Source organism: Streptococcus nakanonensis, from assembly GCF_059738785.1.
The window spans coordinates 261,323-280,544 of sequence record NZ_AP027139.1 but is presented as its reverse complement, the minus strand read 5'-3'; the positions used below and the strand labels follow the sequence as shown (position 1 = coordinate 280,544).

The following is a 19,222-nucleotide window of genomic DNA, read 5'->3' as shown; positions in this document are numbered from 1 at the left end:
AGGCTGGGACAATCGTTCCAACCTTTAGTTCTATCTCTTATTTATCTTCGTCAAAGATATTGCCAACCTCAACATCAATGGCTTGGTTCTTGACATCAATATTGGTTACCTTCAAGAGTGACTTGTAGTCAAACTGCTTTTCACGTTCTTCTTGGGCATTATCCGCAAAGACTGCAACACCTGCCAGTTCTGAGTCGAACTCGCGCAAGAGGCTGATCATCCCGTTGACAGTTCCGCCACCTTTCAAGAAGTCATCCACAATCAAGACACGGCTGCCTGCCTTTAGACTGCGTTTTGAAAGGAACATTTTCTCGATGCGGTCACCACTTGAACCGGATACATAGTTGACGCTAACCGTTGAACCTTCGGTAATTTTCAAGTCACGGCGCACAATGACAAAAGGAACATTGAGGACATTGGCAACTGCATTTGCAAGCGGAACACCCTTGGTCGCTACTGTCATAACCGCGTCAATCTTTTGGTCCATAAAGCTCTTGGCAATAATGCGACCAATATTTTTCAAGATAGCTGGTGTGCTAAGCAAATCAGACAGGTAGATATAGCCACCTGGCAAGATACGGTCACTTTCTGACAACTTGGCACGCAAGTCTTCAACCATTTCCTTAGCATCCTGACTCGAAATAGACGGTGTAAAGATAACACCTCCGCCAGCCCCAGTTACAGTCTGGATGTGACCAATTTCGATTTCCTCAAAGGCGCGTTTGATAATGACGATATCTTCTGAGATGGATGATTTAGCAGATTCATACTTTTCAGCAAAAGTATTGAGACTAGTTAGTTTATAAGGATGATTAATCAAATAGTTGGAAATGACAACCATCCGATCACTTCTTCTTAATTTCATTTCTATTTCCTATTCCATTTTTATTCAAAAAATCAAAAGCAAACTAGAAAGCTGGTCGCTGGTGGTTCAAAACACTGTTTTGAGATTGTCGATAGAACTGACAAGGTCTGTAATATAACTACATATATACATACGACAAGGCGATGCTAGCCTAGTTTGAAGAGATTTTCGAAGAGTATTCATTTTTGTCTTTTACTTATTATACCATATTCACATAAAAAAACGAACATTCTTATCCTAAAAAATGCTCATTTTTCTTAAATTATTAATCTAAATCTGGTTTATAGAAGGAACGATTATCCATAGCGAAGATTTTATTGGTCATCTCTCCTTTATCCACCAAAGCCAGAGCTGTTGACATCATCATCATACTAGCATCCAGATTGTCAATCATATGGATAATCTCTGCTTCCATAATGCGTGGACGGACTGGACTTCCATACTCAAGTAAGCCATGATGACTAAGGATTACGTGACGAAGCAGAACGACTTCTTCCTTGGTATCATCGATACCGAGTTCCATCACTGTCTTGGTAATTTCACTATCAATGAGAGCGATATGCCCAAGGAGATTGCCTCTGACCGTGTACTCGGTCTGGTCTGGCCCCGTCAACTCAATGACTTTAGCTAAGTCATGTAACATAATCCCAGCATAGAGCAGGCTCTTATTGAGCTGAGGATAGACTTCGCTAATAGCATCTGCCAAACGCACCATGGTCGCCGTATGATAAGCCAAACCCGTTTCAAAGGCATGGTGATTAGTCTTGGCAGCTGGATAGGAGTAGAATTCCTTATCATACTTGGTGTAGAGCTTTCGGACAATTCGTTGCCAGACAGGATTTTCAATTTTGAAAATCATTTGCGACATGTAGTCACGAATTTCCTTGACATCAACTGGCGACTTGACCTTGAAATCAGCTGGGTCATTTGGTTCGCCAGGTTGAGGCAAGCGAAGGGTAATTTGATTGACTTGTGGAGTGTTGTTATAAACTTCTCGGCGCCCTTTCATGTGGACAACCTTACCTGCGGTAAAGGCCTCAACGTTATGAGGTTGGGCATCCCAGAGTTTCCCTTCAATCTCGCCACTATCATCTTGGAAGGTAAAGGCTAGGTAGTTTTTCCCAGCTCGAGTTTGCCTCAGGTCAGCTGACTTGATTAGGTAAAAGCCTTCAAACAGCTCATCTTTTTTCATGTGACTAATCTTCATATTCTTCCTCATCTTCTTGGAAATGGAGTAGATCAAGCGCAGGCTCACCTTCTGACAACTCAATGTGACGGAGCGTCCGCTCGATAGCTGTGGTACGACGGTTTAATAATTCATCAATATTGCCCGAGGCATGTTGGAGATGCTTTTGTGCCTTGACCAGAATGCCACCAAACTTGCCAAACTCGGTCTTGACGCTGGCAAGAGTCTTGCTGATATGGTCGGCACTCTTTTGGATATTGAGAGTCTTGAAACCAACTGATAGGGAGTTAAGAAGGGCTGATAGGGTACTTGGACCTGCGACAATAATCTGCTCCTCCCGTCTCAAATCATCAAAGAAGACCGGATTGCGGACGATTTCTGAGTAGAGACCTTCTGTCGGAACAAACAAGATTCCAAAATTGGTCGTCCGAGGCGGTGCTATGTACTTGCTCTTAATATCCTTGGCAAAGCGCTTGACACTTGCTAGGAGTGACTTGCGACAGCGTTCAATCTCATCCTTGTCCCCTGCCTCATAGGCTTCTTCTAGGCGATAATAATCAGCCAGTGGAAACTTGGAGTCAATTGGTAGGTAGACATATTCCTGGTCACCCTGTCCAGGCAACTTGATAGCGTACTCCACTCGTTCACTAGAGTTTTCAACCGTTGCGTATTCTCGTTCATACTGGGCAGGGGTCATGATGTCCTCGATGATTTGCCCCAATTGCAATTCTCCCATAATCCCTCGCGTTTTGGTTCCAGAGAGAACCTTGTTGAGGGCTCCGACATCACGGGCAACTATCTGCATTTCTCCAAGGCCACGATTGACAGACTCCAGTTGTTTGGAAACTGTTTCAAAGGAAGCCTGCAAGCGCGTCTGCAAGGTCTTTTCCAACTTTTCCTCGACTGTCTGGCGCATTTGTTCCAAACGTTGCTCATTTGATTCCTGCAAGGCTTGAAGACGTTGGTCGGTCTTATCCCTGGTTTGGAGGAGATTATCTGTCATTTCTTGACGGACCTGAGTCAGACCTTGGTGCAATTCCATTCGAACTTCTTGCAAACGGTCACTGACAGCCACTTCCAAATCTTTTTGATCTAACTGACTGGCTTGTCTGGCTTGTTCAAAACGGTAATCCAACTGGTCTGACAAGTGATCTGCCTGATCCTCCAAGCTCTTGCTGAGATGTTTTTCCTGCTTATCCTGCCTTTGCCAAATCAGAAAGAGGCCAGCTAGGTTGGCAAGCAATAATAGAACAAGTAAACTTTCCATCCTACCTCCTGTCCTTGCTATGCATTACAACCACATAGCCATCTGGGCAAGTCACCGACACTTCCCTATCTATATATTCGTTAGAAGCGTACACTTTTTTAAAGAAAAAATTTTCCTCTGTCAACTCATACTTGGCTCCGAGAATGGTCAGCTGGCTATCCCGAACTGGCATAAAGGCTAGATAGTCATAGTCTGAACGAGGTTCTAGCTGACTGGTCCCTTCTGGACAATAGGCAATCAAATTTTGCCCATCCTCAATTTCTATTTGATGCATATAGGGTGCCAACTTAGGATTGCTAGGCAGAAAGACATTAGCCAGCATATGATCAATACGACCACCCAAGGCACCGAAAATAGTAACCTGAGCCTGAGGATTTTGCTCAAAGATGGTTAAGAGAGCCAATTCCAAATCTGTATCATCCTTTTCTGGTCGGGCTTGGACAAAATACTGGGCACGTTTTTGAATCACCTGTCGCTCTTCTTCCGTCACAGAATCAAAATCTCCAACCGCTAGAGCGAGAGGCAAGTCTTCCTCCAAGACCCAGAGCGCTCCTCGATCCACACCGACAAAAGCATCAAAATCCGTCCGATAATGTCCGCGGTCTCCGCCTGCAAAAACGGCAACCCTAGTCCAGTTGTTTTCTGAGAGTTTGTACTCGCTCATTGACATCTCCCTTAAAGACATAGGAACCTGCTACAAAAACGGTCGCACCAGCTTCTTTGGCTTGGGCAATAGTTTGATCATCAATCCCGCCATCCACTTCAATCTCAAATTTCAAACCTTTTTCCTTACGAAGGGCAACCAACTCACGGACCTTATCCATGGTCTCTGGTAGAAAGGCTTGACCACCGAAGCCAGGGTTAACTGTCATAACTAGGACTTGGTCAACTAGATGAAGCACATGCTTAATCGCTTCAACTGGTGTGCCAGGATTGATAACGACTGAAGGCTTAACTCCGAGTGAACGAATTTTTTGGAGGGCACCATGAATATGGGGCGTTGCTTCCACATGGATGCTGATGATATCCGCACCTGCACGCGCAAAGTCTTCTAAATGATGCTCAGGGTTTGACACCATCAAGTGGCAGTCGAAGACCATCTTACTATGAGGACGAAGAGCTTCAACCACACCTGCACCAAAACTGATTTGCGGTACAAAATGACCATCCATGATATCGATATGGGCATACTCTGCCCCAGTTGCTTCTAGGCGTTTGATTTCACGTTCAAAGTTGGCATAATCTGCTGCCAGAATTGACGGAGCAATCTTGTATTGAGACATAGGTTTCTCCTTATTTTGGAATTTTTTTGCTGACTTTTTTATAGGTTTCTCTGCGATTTTCAATTTCACTGAGGAATTGCAGGTAGTTGTCAAAACGGAAGGTGGCAATAATTCCTTCTTCTACTGCTGGCTTGACAGCACAGGACGGCTCATGGGTATGTGTACAAGTACGGAACTTGCAGTCTCGACTAACACTAGCAATCTCTGGGAAGGTCTGATTGAGGTCTTCAGCCGTTGACACTTCATAATCCAGTGATGAAAAGCCTGGTGTGTCTGCGATTTTACCCCCATTGAGGTTGTAAAAACTAACAGCTCGAGTGGTATGGCGCCCACGACCTAGACTGTCTGAAATTTCTCCTGTTTCAAGATTGAGGTCTGGTGCGATTTTATTGAGAAGAGTTGATTTTCCAACACCTGTCTGCCCCATAAAGACTGTAACCTTGCCTGTTAACAAAGGCAGGAGTTCCTCTTTACTGGTCACAAAGTCATAGCCGATGTCACCATAGGTCTGTTGGTAAAAATCCAGTTCTCCTCTATCTTCCAACAAATCCATTTTGGAAATATAGACGATGGGATGGATGCCCTTGTGCTCCAAAAGAACCAAGAACCGATCCAACAAATTGCTGTTGAAGTCCGGTTCCTTGACAGACATGATTACTACAGCTTGGTCAATATTGACAATAGTCGGACGGACCAGACTGTTTTTTCGTTCATGAATTTTGAGGATATAACCTTCTGAATTTTCCTCGGCAGAGAAATCTACCCAGTCCCCAACGTAAGGGGTATGGCCTTTTTTACGGAAATTCCCACGCGCGCGTGTTTGATAAACCTGACCCTCACTCTCCACATAGTAGAATCCTGCCAAGGCTTTAATGATTTGTCCCTGCATCTTAGAGCCCTTGCCCTTTAAGTGCATCTGCTAAGCTGGCAAATTCTGCCAAGCTGAGAGCTTCCCCACGTACACTTGGTGACAAGCCTGCTTGGTCCAAAGCCTTGGTCAGCTTGTCCTTGACCTCTTCAGTCTTACCAAAGTAACCTGTCAAGTTATTCCACAAGGTCTTGCGGCGATGGGTAAAACTAGCCTTGGAAACCTTAAAGAAAAAGTTCTCATCTTCTACTGCTACGGCTGGCTCTGGACGACGCACCATTTTCAAGATGGCTGAATCCACATTTGGCGCTGGCACAAAGACCGTACGAGGCACGATAAAGGCAACCTTGGCTGTCATGTAATACTGCACGGCGATAGACAAGCTACCGTAAGCCTTGGTGTTAGGCTGGGCTGAAATGCGGTCCGCTACTTCTTTCTGCATCATGACCACAAACTCACTAAAAGGAATGCCGCTCTCGATCAAGTGCATGAGAATAGGCGTCGTGATGTAATAAGGCAAATTAGCCACTACCTTGATGGGCAGGTCAGGATTTTTGAAATTCTGGATATGTTGCGCCAAATCAACCTTGAGAATGTCCTCGTTAACCACTGTCACATTGTCAAAATCACGTAGGGTATCTGCCAAAATTGGCACTAAACGGTGGTCGATCTCAAAGGCCATGACTTGAGCTGCACGCTCAGCCAGAAACTCCGTCAAGGCACCAATACCTGGCCCGATTTCGATGACATTAACCTGGCCATCAATCTCAGCCGTATCCACAATTTTTTGTAGGATATTGGTGTCCGTCAAGAAATTTTGCCCGAAGGACTTTTTAAAGGTAAAACCGTGACGCTCCAGCACTGCCTTAGTCACGCTATAATCTGCAATTCTCATCTATTCTCTTTTCTATTATCTGTTACTACTATTGTAACACATTCCCCTTGTATTTTGGGGTCTGCTTAGCTGTTCTCATAAGATTTCATAGCTTCTTCCACTTCTGCCAAGGTAACCCCAAACAACTCTAGGCGTTTGAGTAGTTGCTTGCCGTTAGAATAGCCGATTCGGAGAGCCTCTCCTAGATATTCTCTGCGCTTACGGCTGTCTGCCCCTGCTAGAAAACCAAGGCGAATCAAGTCGCTACGACTGATGTCAAACTGACTCTCATGTTCAAATTGTTCTGTTACCTGAGTTAGAGCTATTTTCAAATCTTCATAGCCAGCATGTTCGATTCCCAGAGAACGCCCCTTGGTTTTGGACTTAGGAACAGCTTCATCTCGTTTGAGGAAGGCATGCTGAACTGTTGGAATGGCCGTCATAATCATACGACGAATCCGCTCCCCATTAAAATCTGGGTCTGTAAAGACAATGACTCCATGACGTTGGTGCAGGCGCTGAATCCGCTCTAGATCCTGGTCATTGATAGCAGAACCTCGTGTCTCATAGGTCTCTACATCGAAGTAACGTTTGAGATTGGCCGTATCATCGCGCCCTTCGACCACGATAACTTGGGAAATTTTTTCTTTCATTACTTGCTGTCCAATCCAAAAATTCGTTCTGCATTTGCAGTTGTTACCGCCGCTAGCTCTTCTGCCGTCATGCCACGCAAGTCTGCGATAAAGTCCACTACATAGCGAGTATAGGCTGTTTTATTTTCGCGACCACGCTTGGGTACAGGAGCCAAGTAGGGAGCATCCGTCTCCACCAAAATCTTGTCCAAAGGTAACTCTTTAGCTGCTTCTTGGATGTCAGTTGCCTTCTTAAAAGTCACCACTCCTGAGAAGGAGATAGTCATACCAAGCGCGACAAACTTCTCTGCCCACTCAAGCGTCCCTGAAAATGAATGCATAATCCCACCACGAGGACCAACGCCCTCACTCTTGATAATCTCATAGGTATCTTCCAGCGCATCACGGGTATGGACAACAAAAGGCAAATCCAAGTCCTTAGATAACTGGATCTGACGGCGAAAAACCTGTTCCTGCACCTCTTTTGGCGCTGTCATCCAGTGGTAGTCTAAACCAATCTCACCCAAGGCAACCACCTTAGGATGCTTGAGCTTATCAAGCAAGTAGTCTTCAATTTCCTCTGTGTAAGTCCCTGCTTCTGTCGGGTGCCAACCGATAGTCGCATAGAGCTGGTCGTGCTCATCTACCAACTCCAAGGCACGCTCAATCGTCGGTTCATCAAAACCAACAATATTCATCTGTGTCACACCCATCTCAGCAGCTAAGGCAATTTCTTCTGCCTCAAGTCCAGCAAATTCTTCTACATTCAAGTGTGTATGTGTATCAAAAATCATCTCTTCTAACCTCGTTTTCTATCTTCTATTATACCAAAAAAGAGGAGGGGCACCCAATTTTTCGGTTTCCCTCCTCTCTTCCATAGAGAGCTATTCTGCTATCTTTTCTGGCTCGATATTGCCCATCTTCTATTCCACAGTTAGAGACAGAAGAGACTGGCTACATTGATAGAATATCCTTTTTCAGCTAAAGTGTGTGATTATCTTGGGTTCTCACTTTTCTCACCCATCACTAGGATTGATGACTTCTCAAAATCCCCCTTATAATCTAACTTTAAGTAGAGAATAGAATTTTCTAGCTGTCCTATTTTCTACGTCTAGCCTTTCTTCCTAGCAAAGCAAAACCACTGGTTGCCGCCACTAGACCAAGACTAGCAAGTGCTGCACTTGATGCTGAACCTGTGTTAGGTAATTGTTTTCTAGCAGGTGACTGGTAGGTAACATCTTGCATTGTTCCTGCAGTTGCTTGCGGTGCACTTGTTGCCTGAGGAGCAGCATTAGGAGCCACTGGTCTCTTAGGAACTGTAACCATGGCAATGGCTTGCACTCCAATCGTTTCTGCTTCCTTCACATCTTCCACAGTTTTCGCATTTTCAATCTCTTTGAGAGCTGCTTGTTTTTCTGCTTCCACTCTTGCTAAAAGTTCTGCTTTTTCTTTATCAGAAAGCGGTGAGCCTTTGATTTCATCCTGCTTGTCCTTGGCAGCTTTTTCAATGGCATTTTTAGCTGATTCTTTTTCAGTAGCTAATTGCTTAGAAGCTTGTGATTGAGCTGGGTTTTGTGAACCTGTGTTAGCCTGTCCGCCTGCCTGGCTACCACCGCCTGCATTCGCATTAGCATCTGAGCTTCCAGTATTGCCTCCCTTATCTCCACCTGGTATAGTTTCTGGCTTATACTCTGGTGTAGCTTCTTGAGTTACAGATTTACCTTTCGCAGATTGTTGAACTGTATCTTTTCCTAGAATCGTCACTACTGAACCATCTGGGAATGTGATTGTTGCTGTACCATCTCCAGCTACATTGATTGTCGCTCCGTCTAATGCTGAACCATTTGCTTGTAAAATAGCAACCTTAACTTTTTCTTTTTCTTCATCTGTTAAATGCGTTATATCTTTTACATCTACTCTTTGAGCAGGCGCTTTAACAGTTGATTTTTCAGCAGTCGGTTTAGTGCTATCTTGTGCTTTTGGATCTTGTGCTACCAATTGATTTCCTGGAATTGTAATAGCTGAACCATCTTTAAAGACGATTGTCGCTGTGCCATCTCCAGCTACTTCAACTTTAACATCGCTTCCGAATCCATTTGCATCTACTACAGCTTTTTTAACAGCTTCTTTTTCTTCATCTGTTAATCTTGTAGCTTCTGCTACTTTTGTAGGGTTAGCTGGGATGATTACTTTTGTCTTCTCTGCGATTGTTGGTTGCTCTTGTGTTGGAGTTTCCTCTTTTTGAACTACTAGACTGGTTCCTGGGATTGTATTGACTGAACCATCTGAGTATGTCAATGTCGCTGTTCCGTCTTTAGATACCTTAACATCTGTCGCCGCTGGATTTGCTTGTTTCACTTTCGTAGCTACTGCAGCTTGTTCCTCAGGTGTTAAGCTATGAGCATTTCCAACTTCTGTAGTTACTGGCACCACTGCTGGGTTTTGCGCAGCTTGTGTTGAAGCTTCATTGTCAGTATCTTTGGCTACTACTAGACTGGTTCCTGGAATTGTGTTTACTGAACCATCTCCATATGTTAGCGTTGCTGTTCCATCTTTAGATACCTTAACATCTGTCGCCGCTGGATTTGCTTCTTTAACCTTAGCTGCTACAGTATCTTGCTCCGTCTGTGTCAAGTTGTGAGTATTTTCAACAGGTACAAAGTTTCCTGGAACTTGCGCTGGGTTCTTCTCTGCATCTGTCTGAACTTTTGGAGTTTCTTGTTTGCTTCCTTTTTCAACAAGTTTATCCCCTGTTATTGTGTCTACAGATTTATCTGGATAGGTGATGACTACTGTTCCATCTGGTCTTACTTCTACCGTAGTTCCTGCTGGGAAGTTGTTCGCTTCCTCAACCGCTTTTTTAACCGTAGCTTGTTCTGCAGGTGTTAACTTCGTAGTATTTCCTACTTGTGTTTTTCCTGGGATAACTGGCTCGGTTCTTGACGCGATTGTTCCTGTCTCTTTGTTAGCTGGCGTTACTAATTTATCTTTAGAAATTGTATCGCTTGAACCATCTTTATATGTGATTACCGCTGTTCCATCTGGTTTTACTTCTACTGTTGTTCCATCTGGGAATGTGTTCGCACCTTCGATGTTTTGACGAACTTGTTCTCTTTCTTCATCTGAAAGTTTTGCTGGATTTTCCACTTCCACTTTGTTTTCAGGAACTTTAGGTTCGAATTTAGATGCAATAGAGCCCTCTGGTTGAACTTCATTTATCTTATGAATACCAGCTTCTTTCGCCGCCTTGATTTCATCTTTAGATTGACCTTTGTTGATGTCTTCAATCGCTTTATCTTTGGCCTTATTGATTTCTTCGATAGCTTTTTGTTTCGCTTCGTCTGATAAATCTTTATTGTTCTTGATTTCGTTAATGCGTTTTTGAGCTTCTTCTAGTATTTCAGCTTTTGCTTTCGCTTTTTCTTCATCAAGATTTGTCACATCTGGTTTCTTAACTTCTGGATCTGCTTTTGGATCATATTTTTCAATATTTTCTTTTGCTTGATCTGCAATTTGTTTAGCTGTTCCTGCTGATGATGCTTGGTCAATAGCTTTGTTAGCATCTTCTTTGGCTTTATTGATTTCTTTTTCAGCTTTTTGTTTTTGCTCAGCTGTTAAATCTTTAGCTTTATTGATTTCAGCGATTTTATCTTTAGCAGCTTCTTCTACTTGTTTTTTAGCATCTTCTTTCGCCTTAGCAAGATCATTATCTTTATCAGCTGTGCCTAAGGAATCAACTACTTCAACCGATACTTTTACAGTTACTTTAGTTCCGTCAGCTAGCGTTACTTCTACTTCTGCTTCTTTAGTTCCTGTTTCAGTTGTGGTTGGTTTAGAAATAACTTTCGCTGTTAGTCCATCAGCTAGTGCTAATTGTTTTAGGATTTCTTCGTCTGTTAAGTCTTTGCCTTTTTCAACAGTTGCTTTTCCGGATACTAAAGCAGTTTGTAAGTCTAACTCTGGTTTAAAGATACTTGTAGATTGCCCTTTGGCAGTTTGTACTACTACATCTTCTTTTGGTAGATTTCCGTTTGGAGTTTCAACATTGCCTTGACCATCAACCTTGACATCGTCCTTGTTTAATCCTGGATTTGCAGCTACAACAGCATCCTTAACAGCATCTTTTTCTTTGTCTGTTAAGTTATTCGAATCTTTAACTCCTACAGGTGTAACAGGTTTCTTCAAAGCTGGTGTTACTACATCTTTTGCTGGTAAATTACCTTGTGGTGTTTCAACATTGCCTTGACCATCAACCTTAACATCATCCTTGTTTAAGCCTGGATTTGCAGCTACGATAGCATCCTTAACAGCGTCTTTTTCTGCTTCTGTTAAGTTTTTAGGATCTTTAACTTCTACAGGTGTGACAGGTTTCTTCAAGGCTGGAGTTACAACTTCTCCTGCTAGTAAATTACCTCTTGGCGTTTCAACATTGCCTTGACCATCAACCTTGACATCGTCCTTGTTTAAGCCTGGATTTGCAGCTACAACAGCATCCTTAACAGCGTCTTTTTCTGCATCTGATAAGTTATTGACATCTTTAACAGGGACAAGTTTTGTCGGTTTCTTCAAGGCTGGTGTCACTACATCTTCTGCTGGTAAGTTGCCTTTTGGTGTTTCAACATTGCCTTGATCATCAACGTTAATTTTATCTTTTTTATCCGCTAAATCAGGGTTATTTTTAATAATTTCTTCTACAACTTTAGCTTTTTCTGGGTCTGTCAGTTTAGATGGATTAACAACTTCAACTGGTGTTGTTGGTTTCTTCAAGCTAGAAGTTACAACATCTTTTGCTGGTAAGTTACCTTGTGGTGTTGTGACATTTCCTTGATCGTCAACTTTGACTTTATCTTCAGTTAAACCTGGATTTGCCTCTACAACAGCTTTCTTAACGGCTTCTTTTTCTTTAACTGTTAAGCTATTTGGATTTTCTACTTCAACAAGTTTATTTGGTTTATTTAAAACTGTCGTTACAACATCTTCTTTTGGTAGATTTCCTTTTGGAGTTGTTACACTGCCATCAGGATTTACTGTAACATCACCTTTGTTTAAGCCTGGATTTGCAGCTGCGACAGCATCCTTAATGTCTTCTTTTTCTTTATCTGTTAAAGCATTAGGATTTCCAACTACAACTGGTGTTGTTGGTTTCTTCAAGGCTGGAGTTACTACATCTTTTGCAAGTAATTTATCGCCATTCTTAGTTGTTACATTACCTTTGTCATCGACTGTAATATCGTCTTTGTTTAGACCAGGATTTGCGTTGGCTACAGCTTCTTTCACTTTTTCCTTTTCATCATTTGTTAAATGATTTGGATCAGCTACTACGACTGGTGTCGCTGGTTTGTTTAATGCTTGAACAACAACTTTTTCTGCTTCCAAGTAACCTTTAGGAGAAGCTACATCTCCCTTATCACTCACATAGACTTCAGATTCTTCTAGTTGAGGGTTAGTCGCCACAATCGCTTTTTTAACAGCTTCTTTCTCTTCATCTGTTAAATGATTGACATCTGTAACTTTAACCTTTTCTTTTGGTGGAGTTAACTTTCTCTTAGCTGTTTCTGTAATATCTTGTGGAGTATGAACAGCAGCAATTTCTTGTCTACCTTTTTCTGTTGCTGACGCTATAGCTTCTGGTGAAGTTGCATTGTCGATGTTTTCTTCGTGTTTTGCTTTCAGTTCATCAACTTGTTTCTTCAATGCTTCTTTTTCTTTTTTAGATAATGCATTGTCTTCATCGATTTCAGCTTTTTCAGCATCTGCAGCTTTTGTTAGATCAGCTTTTGCTTTGTCTGTATCAGTCGCTTTTCTTACAGGTACTTCGATTTCATCTTTTGATCCATCTGGATATGTAACTTCTACTACAACTACTTTCTTACCTGTATTCGCTCCTGTTCCTTCCACAATTTCTCCGTCATTTTTAACTTGTTTATCTTTTGGTTGTGGTTGTCCTTCTGGTACTACTACAGCTTCTGTAATTGCTTTTTTATCTGTTTCCGCTACTTTAGGAGCATTAGATGGGTCTACACTTACTGGAACTCCTCCTGCTGCAGTTACTGAATCTTTTACATTTGGAGTAGCTTTATCTTTATCTTTTTGTCCTTCTGAACCACTTTGATCATCCTGATTATTTTGTTCTCCTTGATCACTCGTAGTATCAGATTTTTTAATTACCTCGACCTTGACTGTTTCACTCTTACCATCACGTGTTACTGTGACTGGAACAACAAACTTACCGTCTTCATTGGCGATTACACCAACTGTTACATCTTCATTGGCTTGTAATTCCTCACCATTTACTCTGACTTTATTTTTCACTAAAGTTTCATCTTCTGGTGTTAACTTATCACCTGCAACTGGCTCTTTTGAAATCGATACCGGTTGGGTTGAATCAGTAACCGTCAACTTAAATGGTTCAGATTTTTTAGTTACCTCGACCTTGATTGTTTCACTCTTACCATCTCGTGTTACCGTTACTGAAACAACTGTTTTATCCTGCTCTTGTGTAACTTTGCCAAATTCTACCTTGTCGCCTTCTTTTAACGACTCGCCATTGACTAGTAAGTTTTCTTTGATTTTTTCCTTATCTTCGTCTTTTAAGTCTTCTCCTACTGTTGGGGTATTTGGTATCTCAATAGGTTTTGCTGGGTCTTTTACACCTACTGTAAATACTTGGTCTTTTTTAACAACTGGAACTTCTATTATTTCTTTTGATCCATCTTCGTATGTTACTTCGACTTCTACTACCTTCGTTCCTGGAGTTTTGCCGTCTTTAATAGCACCAGAATTTAAGATTTCTTTCTTAGTTGGTTGTGGTTGTCCCTCTGGAACAGTCACCGCGTCTTTAATTGCAGTTTTATCTGCTTCGCTATCAACGTTTGTTGCTGTATCTGGGTCTACAGAAATTTCTACCGCTCCGCCTGTTACTGTTGGAGTTGCTTTCTCAGCATTAGTTTTATGAACAGCATCGATTGCTTTCTTACCGTCTTCTGTTGCAGTTGTTACTTCATCAGTTGTTCCAGCTTTATCGATATTAGACTCTGCAGCTTTCTTAGCTTCATCGACTTTCGCTTTTTCAGCTTTCTTTTGATCTTCTGTTAAGGTCTTGTCTGCTTCGATTTCTGCTTTTTCTTTGTCTGCTGCTTTTGTTAAGTCAGCTTTCGCTTTTTCTTTTGCTTTGTCTAATGCTTTTTCTGCTTCTGTCTTAGCCTCTACAGTCTTAGATGCAGGAAGTTTATTTTGTGATTGGTCAGAATATGTTACAGTTACATTTCCTTGTTCATCTACTGTAATTTGATTATCTTTTAATGTATCATTTGCTTTCTTAACTGCTTCTTTTACCGCAGTCTGTTCTTCTGGGGTTAACTTTTTAGGATCTGTTACTTTTACTTTTTCAGGATCTTTTAGTGGTGATTTCGCTGCTTCTGTTCCTTCTACTGGAACTTCAATTTCTTTTGAAACACCATCGCGAGTTACGGTTACTTTAACGTATGTCTTACCGTCTTTTTCTGTAATATTTCCGTATGTAACAGTCTCATCTTGTTTTAAAGCTTCATTATTAGCTGTTACGCTATCCTTGACAATTGCTTTATCTGCATCTGACAGAGTTTCACCTGCCACTGGTATTTTAGAAATTTTTGCTGCATCACTATTTTTAAGAGTCAAAGTAAAGTCTTCAACTTTTCCTGACAAGGCAATTCGTGCTTCTTGCAATTTAGCTAAAGCATCATCCACTTCTGGTTGTGTAGCATCTTGCTTAGCAAACACTTCTTGAGCTTTTGCTAAAGCATCATCGTAAGCTTTTTTCTTATCTGCACTTGTTTCTTTAACATAAGCTACTGAATTTTTAATCGCATCTGATTCATCAATTTCTGCTTTCAAAGCATCTTTCGATACAGGCACAACAACCTCTTGTCCTGTTAACTCTTTAATTGCTTTTGCTAGATTCTCAATTAGAGTAGATACCTCTGATGCATCCGCTGAAGTTCCTGTCGCTTTATCAGCTACTTTTGAAGCTGCATCTTTTGCTGTATCAAAAGCCGTTTTCTTATCTTGATCAGCTGTATTATATTTTTCAGATCCTTTAACTTCTTTAGCTTTTTCTACTAATTTTTGTAAAGAATCCATCTTAGAGTCTAGCTCTCTTGCAGTATTCACAATACGGTCAAGTTCTGCTTTATCCCCAGCTGCAACTACTTGTTCTTTCAATTCCGTTTTTTGAGCATTGTTTAAATGAGTTAAACCATCAATAATATCCTCAGCATCCGTACGGGCTTGCTCACGACTTACTTTTTCTTCTGCATCTTTGAGAATTCTGTCCAATTGATCTTGTGATGTTGCATCATCAATCTGTTTTTTATAGTTAGTCTTATCTTCCTCTGATAATCCAGGTATTTGGTCAATTTTCTTCTTGTAGTCTTCTTTTAGCTTGTCAGCTTCAGCTTTTTCTTTATCTGCTTCATTTTTTGCTTTAAGAGTTTCCGCTTCTTTGAGAATTTCTTCAATCTTACTTACAGAATCGGCGCTTTCAATTTTATTTTTAAATTCTTCTACTTTTTCTGGAGTTAAACTATCTTTAATCTTCTCGATTTGCTCCTTAGCTTTTTCCTTAGCTTTTGCTAAGTTAGTCGCGGTTGCATCAGTCAAAATTTTATCAAGCAAAGATTTTGTATGGTCTAAAGCTTTTCCTTCCGAGCCATCTGCATTCTCAGGGTCTGCTATACCTTGATCATCTACTTTTTTACGTAACTCTTCTTTTTCAGCGTTAGTCAAGTAAGTTAAGGCATCAATTCCTTTTTTAACCTCAAGTTTTTTCTCTGCTATACCTTTTTCGTTTTTAGAATTTCTTGAAATTGCTGTATTTACAACAGAATTTATATCTTCCTGACTTGTTTTACCTTCCAACTCTTTTTTGAAGACTTCTTTTTCTTTTGGAGAAAGGAAAGTTAATTTATCAATTGTCTCATTTCCTTTTACTTTTGCTTCTGCTGCATCCGCATCATTAAATGTAGCTTTTAATTTGAATAAAGCTCCTTTCGGAATTGATACTCCCGTAGGCGTTCTATCGCCATTTAATATGGATACATGTTGAAAAGTTGTTCCAAATTTTTTAAAAGGTGAAAGGGATTTTCCTACAAAGTTATCTGAAACGCCACTCCCAACACTACTGATAAGATCACCATTAAAGGTCATTCCATTTACTTCATAAAATTTTTGTAAAGCTTTTTCAATCTCTTCATCACTAATATTATCCAAATTTGCAACTGGATATGGAGAAATGTGATAATAATAAGTACCGTTCGTACCATCTGAAGGTTCTGCTGCGTCTATATCTTTATAAACAAGAGCCCCACCTGGAATTACATCTGTTGAACCATCTAAGTAGGTAATAGTTGCTGTTCCATCATTTCCAATTTGAATTCCATCACTTCCATTTTGTAGATTTTCTATAAATTTCTTCTTACCTTCTGGAAGAGTATCATTACTATTGTCTTGGTTTGCCTTTAAAATTCTATCTTTAACAAGTGTTTTTTCAAAATCTGTTAAACTATCCGGATTTTTAACTCCAAGACGTTCTGGAATTTTAGGCTCAAAAAATTCAGTATTTTTATATAGGGCAGGAACTTGTTCCGTTGACACTTTAAAGCGTGATCTGAGCGAGCCCCCATGTCCTACTTTAACCCCCGCACCAAAATCTAAGGTATATCTTTCATTTTTTAAAGTTGGATCCACAACTTCATATTCTGCTTCAATCGTAACGCTTTGGTGAGCTGCTTTTTCCCAGTCAGCATAGAAACTCTTGGTGTTGTTCTTAAACAATTCGTAAATAGCTTGGTCTCCTGGCTTTCCTGCTATAGTATCTCCCATGCGCCACCAAAACATCGCATCCAGATCCCCGCGGTAAGTCTTCCCACTTTCACCTGTTGTATCGTTGTACCATTCCCATTTAGTAGGGTCACCTGCATTTAAAGCTTTTGCGGCCTCTGCGTTTTGATAACGTGAACCGACAGAGTTAGACCATGAAATCCAGCCTTGAGAGCCTTTCCAACTAGTCATGACTCGACCTTGGGGACCAGTACCAGTGTTATATAGAGTAACTCGTTTCGGTTCTTTCACTCCGATTGGAGTTGTGAACCAAAATTCCGGACGTCCTCCACCATAGTGATAAATAGCAGATGCTCCATACCCACCATTAAACTTATAAGTAACTTTTACATATGGATTTGTTTTGCTATATTGTGACCAGTCTACATCAATTTGAATTTCTCTATTAACATCTACCTCGTCGTGAACCCCACTACCGGTAGCTTTATCAGGAGAGTCTCCTAAATTTGTATACAAAGTGCGAGCTGTCTTATCCCCTGTTTTTTCATATGTCAAAGCAGCTTCTACAGGTTGCACCGTCCCAGCCGCCCCAACTAAAGATGCCCCTATCAAACACGACGCTGCTCCAAAGCTAAACTTTCTAATCGAAAATTTTTCCACACGCTGCCACATTTGCTTGGAGCGTTTCTGCGTTCTCTTATACTTCATTCTTTGATCTCCATTTTTTATTTTTATTGCTTCTTATTCAAAAAGCCAATACACTATAATACAACTTTATTATAATATATCTACTTTAGACAATAAGAATATACGTACATTATAGCATAAAATCCCCCCCCCCCCGTCCACTTTTAGCCTAATTTTTACTTTAATTAAAATATATTGTAACTTCTCAAAGTAACTTCCACTTGCCTGACCAAAGTGGAAATTAGTCTAAAACGGATTTTTATGGTGGAATTAAGTGTGAGACGTTTGAGTTAGAAACGAGGTCTACTATGACAAAACATAAACACCTTACCCTTTCAGACCGTAATGATATCCAATTAGGTTTAGAGCGCAGTGAAACCTTCAAAGCTATTGGACAATCCATTCTAAAAGACCCGACTACTGTTTCTAAAGAAGTCAAACGAAACAGACAAGTCCGAGAGTCTACATGCCATAACCTTCCTTGCCCTCTACTCGACAAAGCTCCCTTTGTCTGTAACGGCTGCCCTAAAAGAAGACAGAATTGTGGCTATAAGAAGATCTTCTACCTCGCTAAGCAAGCTCAAAAACAATACGAACAAACTCTTGGCGAAGCTCGTGAAGGAACTCCCCTCAATTCCAAGACCTTCTGGGACATGGACAAAGTCATTTCTGATGGGGTTAAAAAAGGACAACACATCTATCATATTCTCAAAACTCATAACCTTGATGTCAGCTCCTCAACTGTCTATCGACACATCCGAAAAGGGTACCTATCTATCGCTCCGATTGATCTTGCCAGAGCCGTTAAATTCAAAGAAAGACGAAAAAGTAAGCTACCTTCCATCCCTAAAGAAGCTAAAAAAGGCCGTTCCTATGAGGATTTCCAAAACTATTTAGCACTGAATCAACTAGACTCTTGGCTGGAAATGGACACAGTTATGGGGAGAATGGGAGGTAAAGTCCTACTCACCTTCAATCTATCTTTCTGTAACTTTATCTTCGCTAGACTTCTGGATAATAAAACTGCCCTTGAGGTTACCAAACATCTCTATGACATCAAGAACACTCTTCACCAAGCGGACAAAGATTTCTTCCAACTCTTCCCTGTCATTCTTACCGATAATGGTGGAGAGTTTGCCAGGGTTGATGACATCGAAATGGATGTGCGAGGAGAGAGTAAACTCTTCTTTTGTGACCCTAATCGCTCTGACCAGAAAGGGAGAATTGAGAAAAATCACACGCTGATTCGCGACATTCTACCTAAAGGAACTTCTTTTGACAATTTAACTCAAGAGGACATCAATCTCGTCTGCTCTCATGTCAACAGCGTCAAACGTGCTGCTTTGAATGGAAAGTCAGCTTATGAACTCTTTGCCTTTACTTATGGAGAAGAAATTCCTAAGCTTCTCGGTATTTCTAAAATACCTGCAGAAGACGTCTGTCAGTCTTCTAAATTACTCCAACATAAGTTCTAAAAACTAACCTAAAACCCTATTCAAACGTCTCACACTAACTTCCACCATAGCGGAACTTAATCTGAAACGCTTTCAGATAAGAGGATTTTGTGCGCTCTTTTTTTCGATTCATTTTGGCTACAAAAGCAATAAAATCAAGCATTAGTAAAACCAGTGGAACTTACCCTGACACGGATGTTCACTGGTTTTTACGATTTTTATCAGACTAACTTCCACTTGGATTAGCAGTAGAACTTAGTTTGGGAATTTACCAATTAAAATATATA

10 protein-coding genes and 2 pseudogenes are annotated in these 19,222 nt (G+C 41.0%); 1 reads left to right on the top strand and 11 read right to left on the bottom strand.

From position 1 onward, the window contains the following. Positions 1-37 precede the first annotated feature (37 nt). From purR to AC6I9F_RS01455, 11 genes and pseudogenes are all read right to left on the bottom strand, one after another. Positions 38-865, bottom strand: coding sequence for a pur operon repressor (gene purR, locus AC6I9F_RS01505; protein WP_025169708.1), 828 nt, complete (start codon positions 863-865; stop codon positions 38-40). A gap of 265 nt (positions 866-1,130) precedes the next feature. Beyond that, positions 1,131-2,072, bottom strand: a complete 942-nt coding sequence (locus AC6I9F_RS01500; RefSeq protein ID WP_000703198.1) for a 3'-5' exoribonuclease YhaM family protein — start codon at positions 2,070-2,072, stop codon at positions 1,131-1,133. Further along, on the bottom strand, positions 2,062-3,318 hold the full coding sequence (locus tag AC6I9F_RS01495; RefSeq protein WP_498022315.1) for a DNA recombination protein RmuC: 1,257 nt from the start codon (positions 3,316-3,318) through the stop codon (positions 2,062-2,064). The genes AC6I9F_RS01500 and AC6I9F_RS01495 overlap by 11 nt, the downstream gene beginning before the upstream one ends. A 1-nt stretch (position 3,319) precedes the next feature. Next, positions 3,320-3,982 (bottom strand): thiamine diphosphokinase, encoded by a 663-nt coding sequence (locus tag AC6I9F_RS01490; protein WP_164226876.1) that lies wholly within the window; start codon positions 3,980-3,982, stop codon positions 3,320-3,322. Then, positions 3,945-4,601: a ribulose-phosphate 3-epimerase gene (gene rpe, locus AC6I9F_RS01485; protein WP_218764454.1), complete on the bottom strand. Its 657-nt coding sequence runs from the start codon at positions 4,599-4,601 to the stop codon at positions 3,945-3,947. The genes AC6I9F_RS01490 and rpe overlap by 38 nt, the downstream gene beginning before the upstream one ends. Before the next feature lie 10 nt (positions 4,602-4,611). After that, positions 4,612-5,490 carry a ribosome small subunit-dependent GTPase A gene (rsgA, locus tag AC6I9F_RS01480; protein WP_218764455.1) on the bottom strand — a complete coding sequence of 293 codons (879 nt, stop codon included), beginning with the start codon at positions 5,488-5,490 and terminating at the stop codon, positions 4,612-4,614. A 1-nt stretch (position 5,491) separates the two neighbouring features. Beyond that, on the bottom strand, positions 5,492-6,364 hold the full coding sequence (rsmA, locus tag AC6I9F_RS01475) for a 16S rRNA (adenine(1518)-N(6)/adenine(1519)-N(6))-dimethyltransferase RsmA (RefSeq protein WP_218764456.1): 873 nt from the start codon (positions 6,362-6,364) through the stop codon (positions 5,492-5,494). 65 nt (positions 6,365-6,429) lie between these two features. Further along, positions 6,430-6,996: a ribonuclease M5 gene (gene rnmV, locus AC6I9F_RS01470; RefSeq protein WP_000659990.1), complete on the bottom strand. Its 567-nt coding sequence runs from the start codon at positions 6,994-6,996 to the stop codon at positions 6,430-6,432. Beyond that, complete coding sequence (locus AC6I9F_RS01465; RefSeq protein WP_498022311.1) at positions 6,996-7,769, bottom strand: TatD family hydrolase; 774 nt, start codon at positions 7,767-7,769, stop codon at positions 6,996-6,998. The genes rnmV and AC6I9F_RS01465 overlap by 1 nt, the downstream gene beginning before the upstream one ends. Before the next feature lie 304 nt (positions 7,770-8,073). Beyond that, positions 8,074-13,065 (bottom strand): annotated as a pseudogene (locus tag AC6I9F_RS01460) (cell wall surface anchor protein); the annotation flags it as partial. 603 nt (positions 13,066-13,668) lie between these two features. Continuing rightward, positions 13,669-17,466: pseudogene (locus AC6I9F_RS01455) on the bottom strand (MiiA motif-containing surface protein); the annotation flags it as partial. A 323-nt stretch (positions 17,467-17,789) separates the two neighbouring features. On the opposite strand from AC6I9F_RS01455, the gene AC6I9F_RS01450 reads away from it, so the two are divergent. After that, positions 17,790-18,956 (top strand): IS30 family transposase, encoded by a 1,167-nt coding sequence (locus AC6I9F_RS01450; protein ID WP_000160552.1) that lies wholly within the window; start codon positions 17,790-17,792, stop codon positions 18,954-18,956. The last annotated feature ends 266 nt before the right edge of the window (positions 18,957-19,222 follow it).

What these genes read in the sequence shown, in the direction of transcription:
- purR (WP_025169708.1), bottom strand. Translation starts at nt 865, where the DNA reads ATGAAATTAAGAAGAAGTGATCGGATGGTTGTCATTTCCAACTATTTG.
- AC6I9F_RS01500 (WP_000703198.1), bottom strand. Translation starts at nt 2,072, where the DNA reads ATGAAGATTAGTCACATGAAAAAAGATGAGCTGTTTGAAGGCTTTTAC.
- AC6I9F_RS01495 (WP_498022315.1), bottom strand. Translation starts at nt 3,318, where the DNA reads ATGGAAAGTTTACTTGTTCTATTATTGCTTGCCAACCTAGCTGGCCTC.
- AC6I9F_RS01490 (WP_164226876.1), bottom strand. Translation starts at nt 3,982, where the DNA reads ATGAGCGAGTACAAACTCTCAGAAAACAACTGGACTAGGGTTGCCGTT.
- rpe (WP_218764454.1), bottom strand. Translation starts at nt 4,601, where the DNA reads ATGTCTCAATACAAGATTGCTCCGTCAATTCTGGCAGCAGATTATGCC.
- rsgA (WP_218764455.1), bottom strand. Translation starts at nt 5,490, where the DNA reads ATGCAGGGACAAATCATTAAAGCCTTGGCAGGATTCTACTATGTGGAG.
- rsmA (WP_218764456.1), bottom strand. Translation starts at nt 6,364, where the DNA reads ATGAGAATTGCAGATTATAGCGTGACTAAGGCAGTGCTGGAGCGTCAC.
- rnmV (WP_000659990.1), bottom strand. Translation starts at nt 6,996, where the DNA reads ATGAAAGAAAAAATTTCCCAAGTTATCGTGGTCGAAGGGCGCGATGAT.
- AC6I9F_RS01465 (WP_498022311.1), bottom strand. Translation starts at nt 7,769, where the DNA reads ATGATTTTTGATACACATACACACTTGAATGTAGAAGAATTTGCTGGA.
- AC6I9F_RS01450 (WP_000160552.1), top strand. Translation starts at nt 17,790, where the DNA reads ATGACAAAACATAAACACCTTACCCTTTCAGACCGTAATGATATCCAA.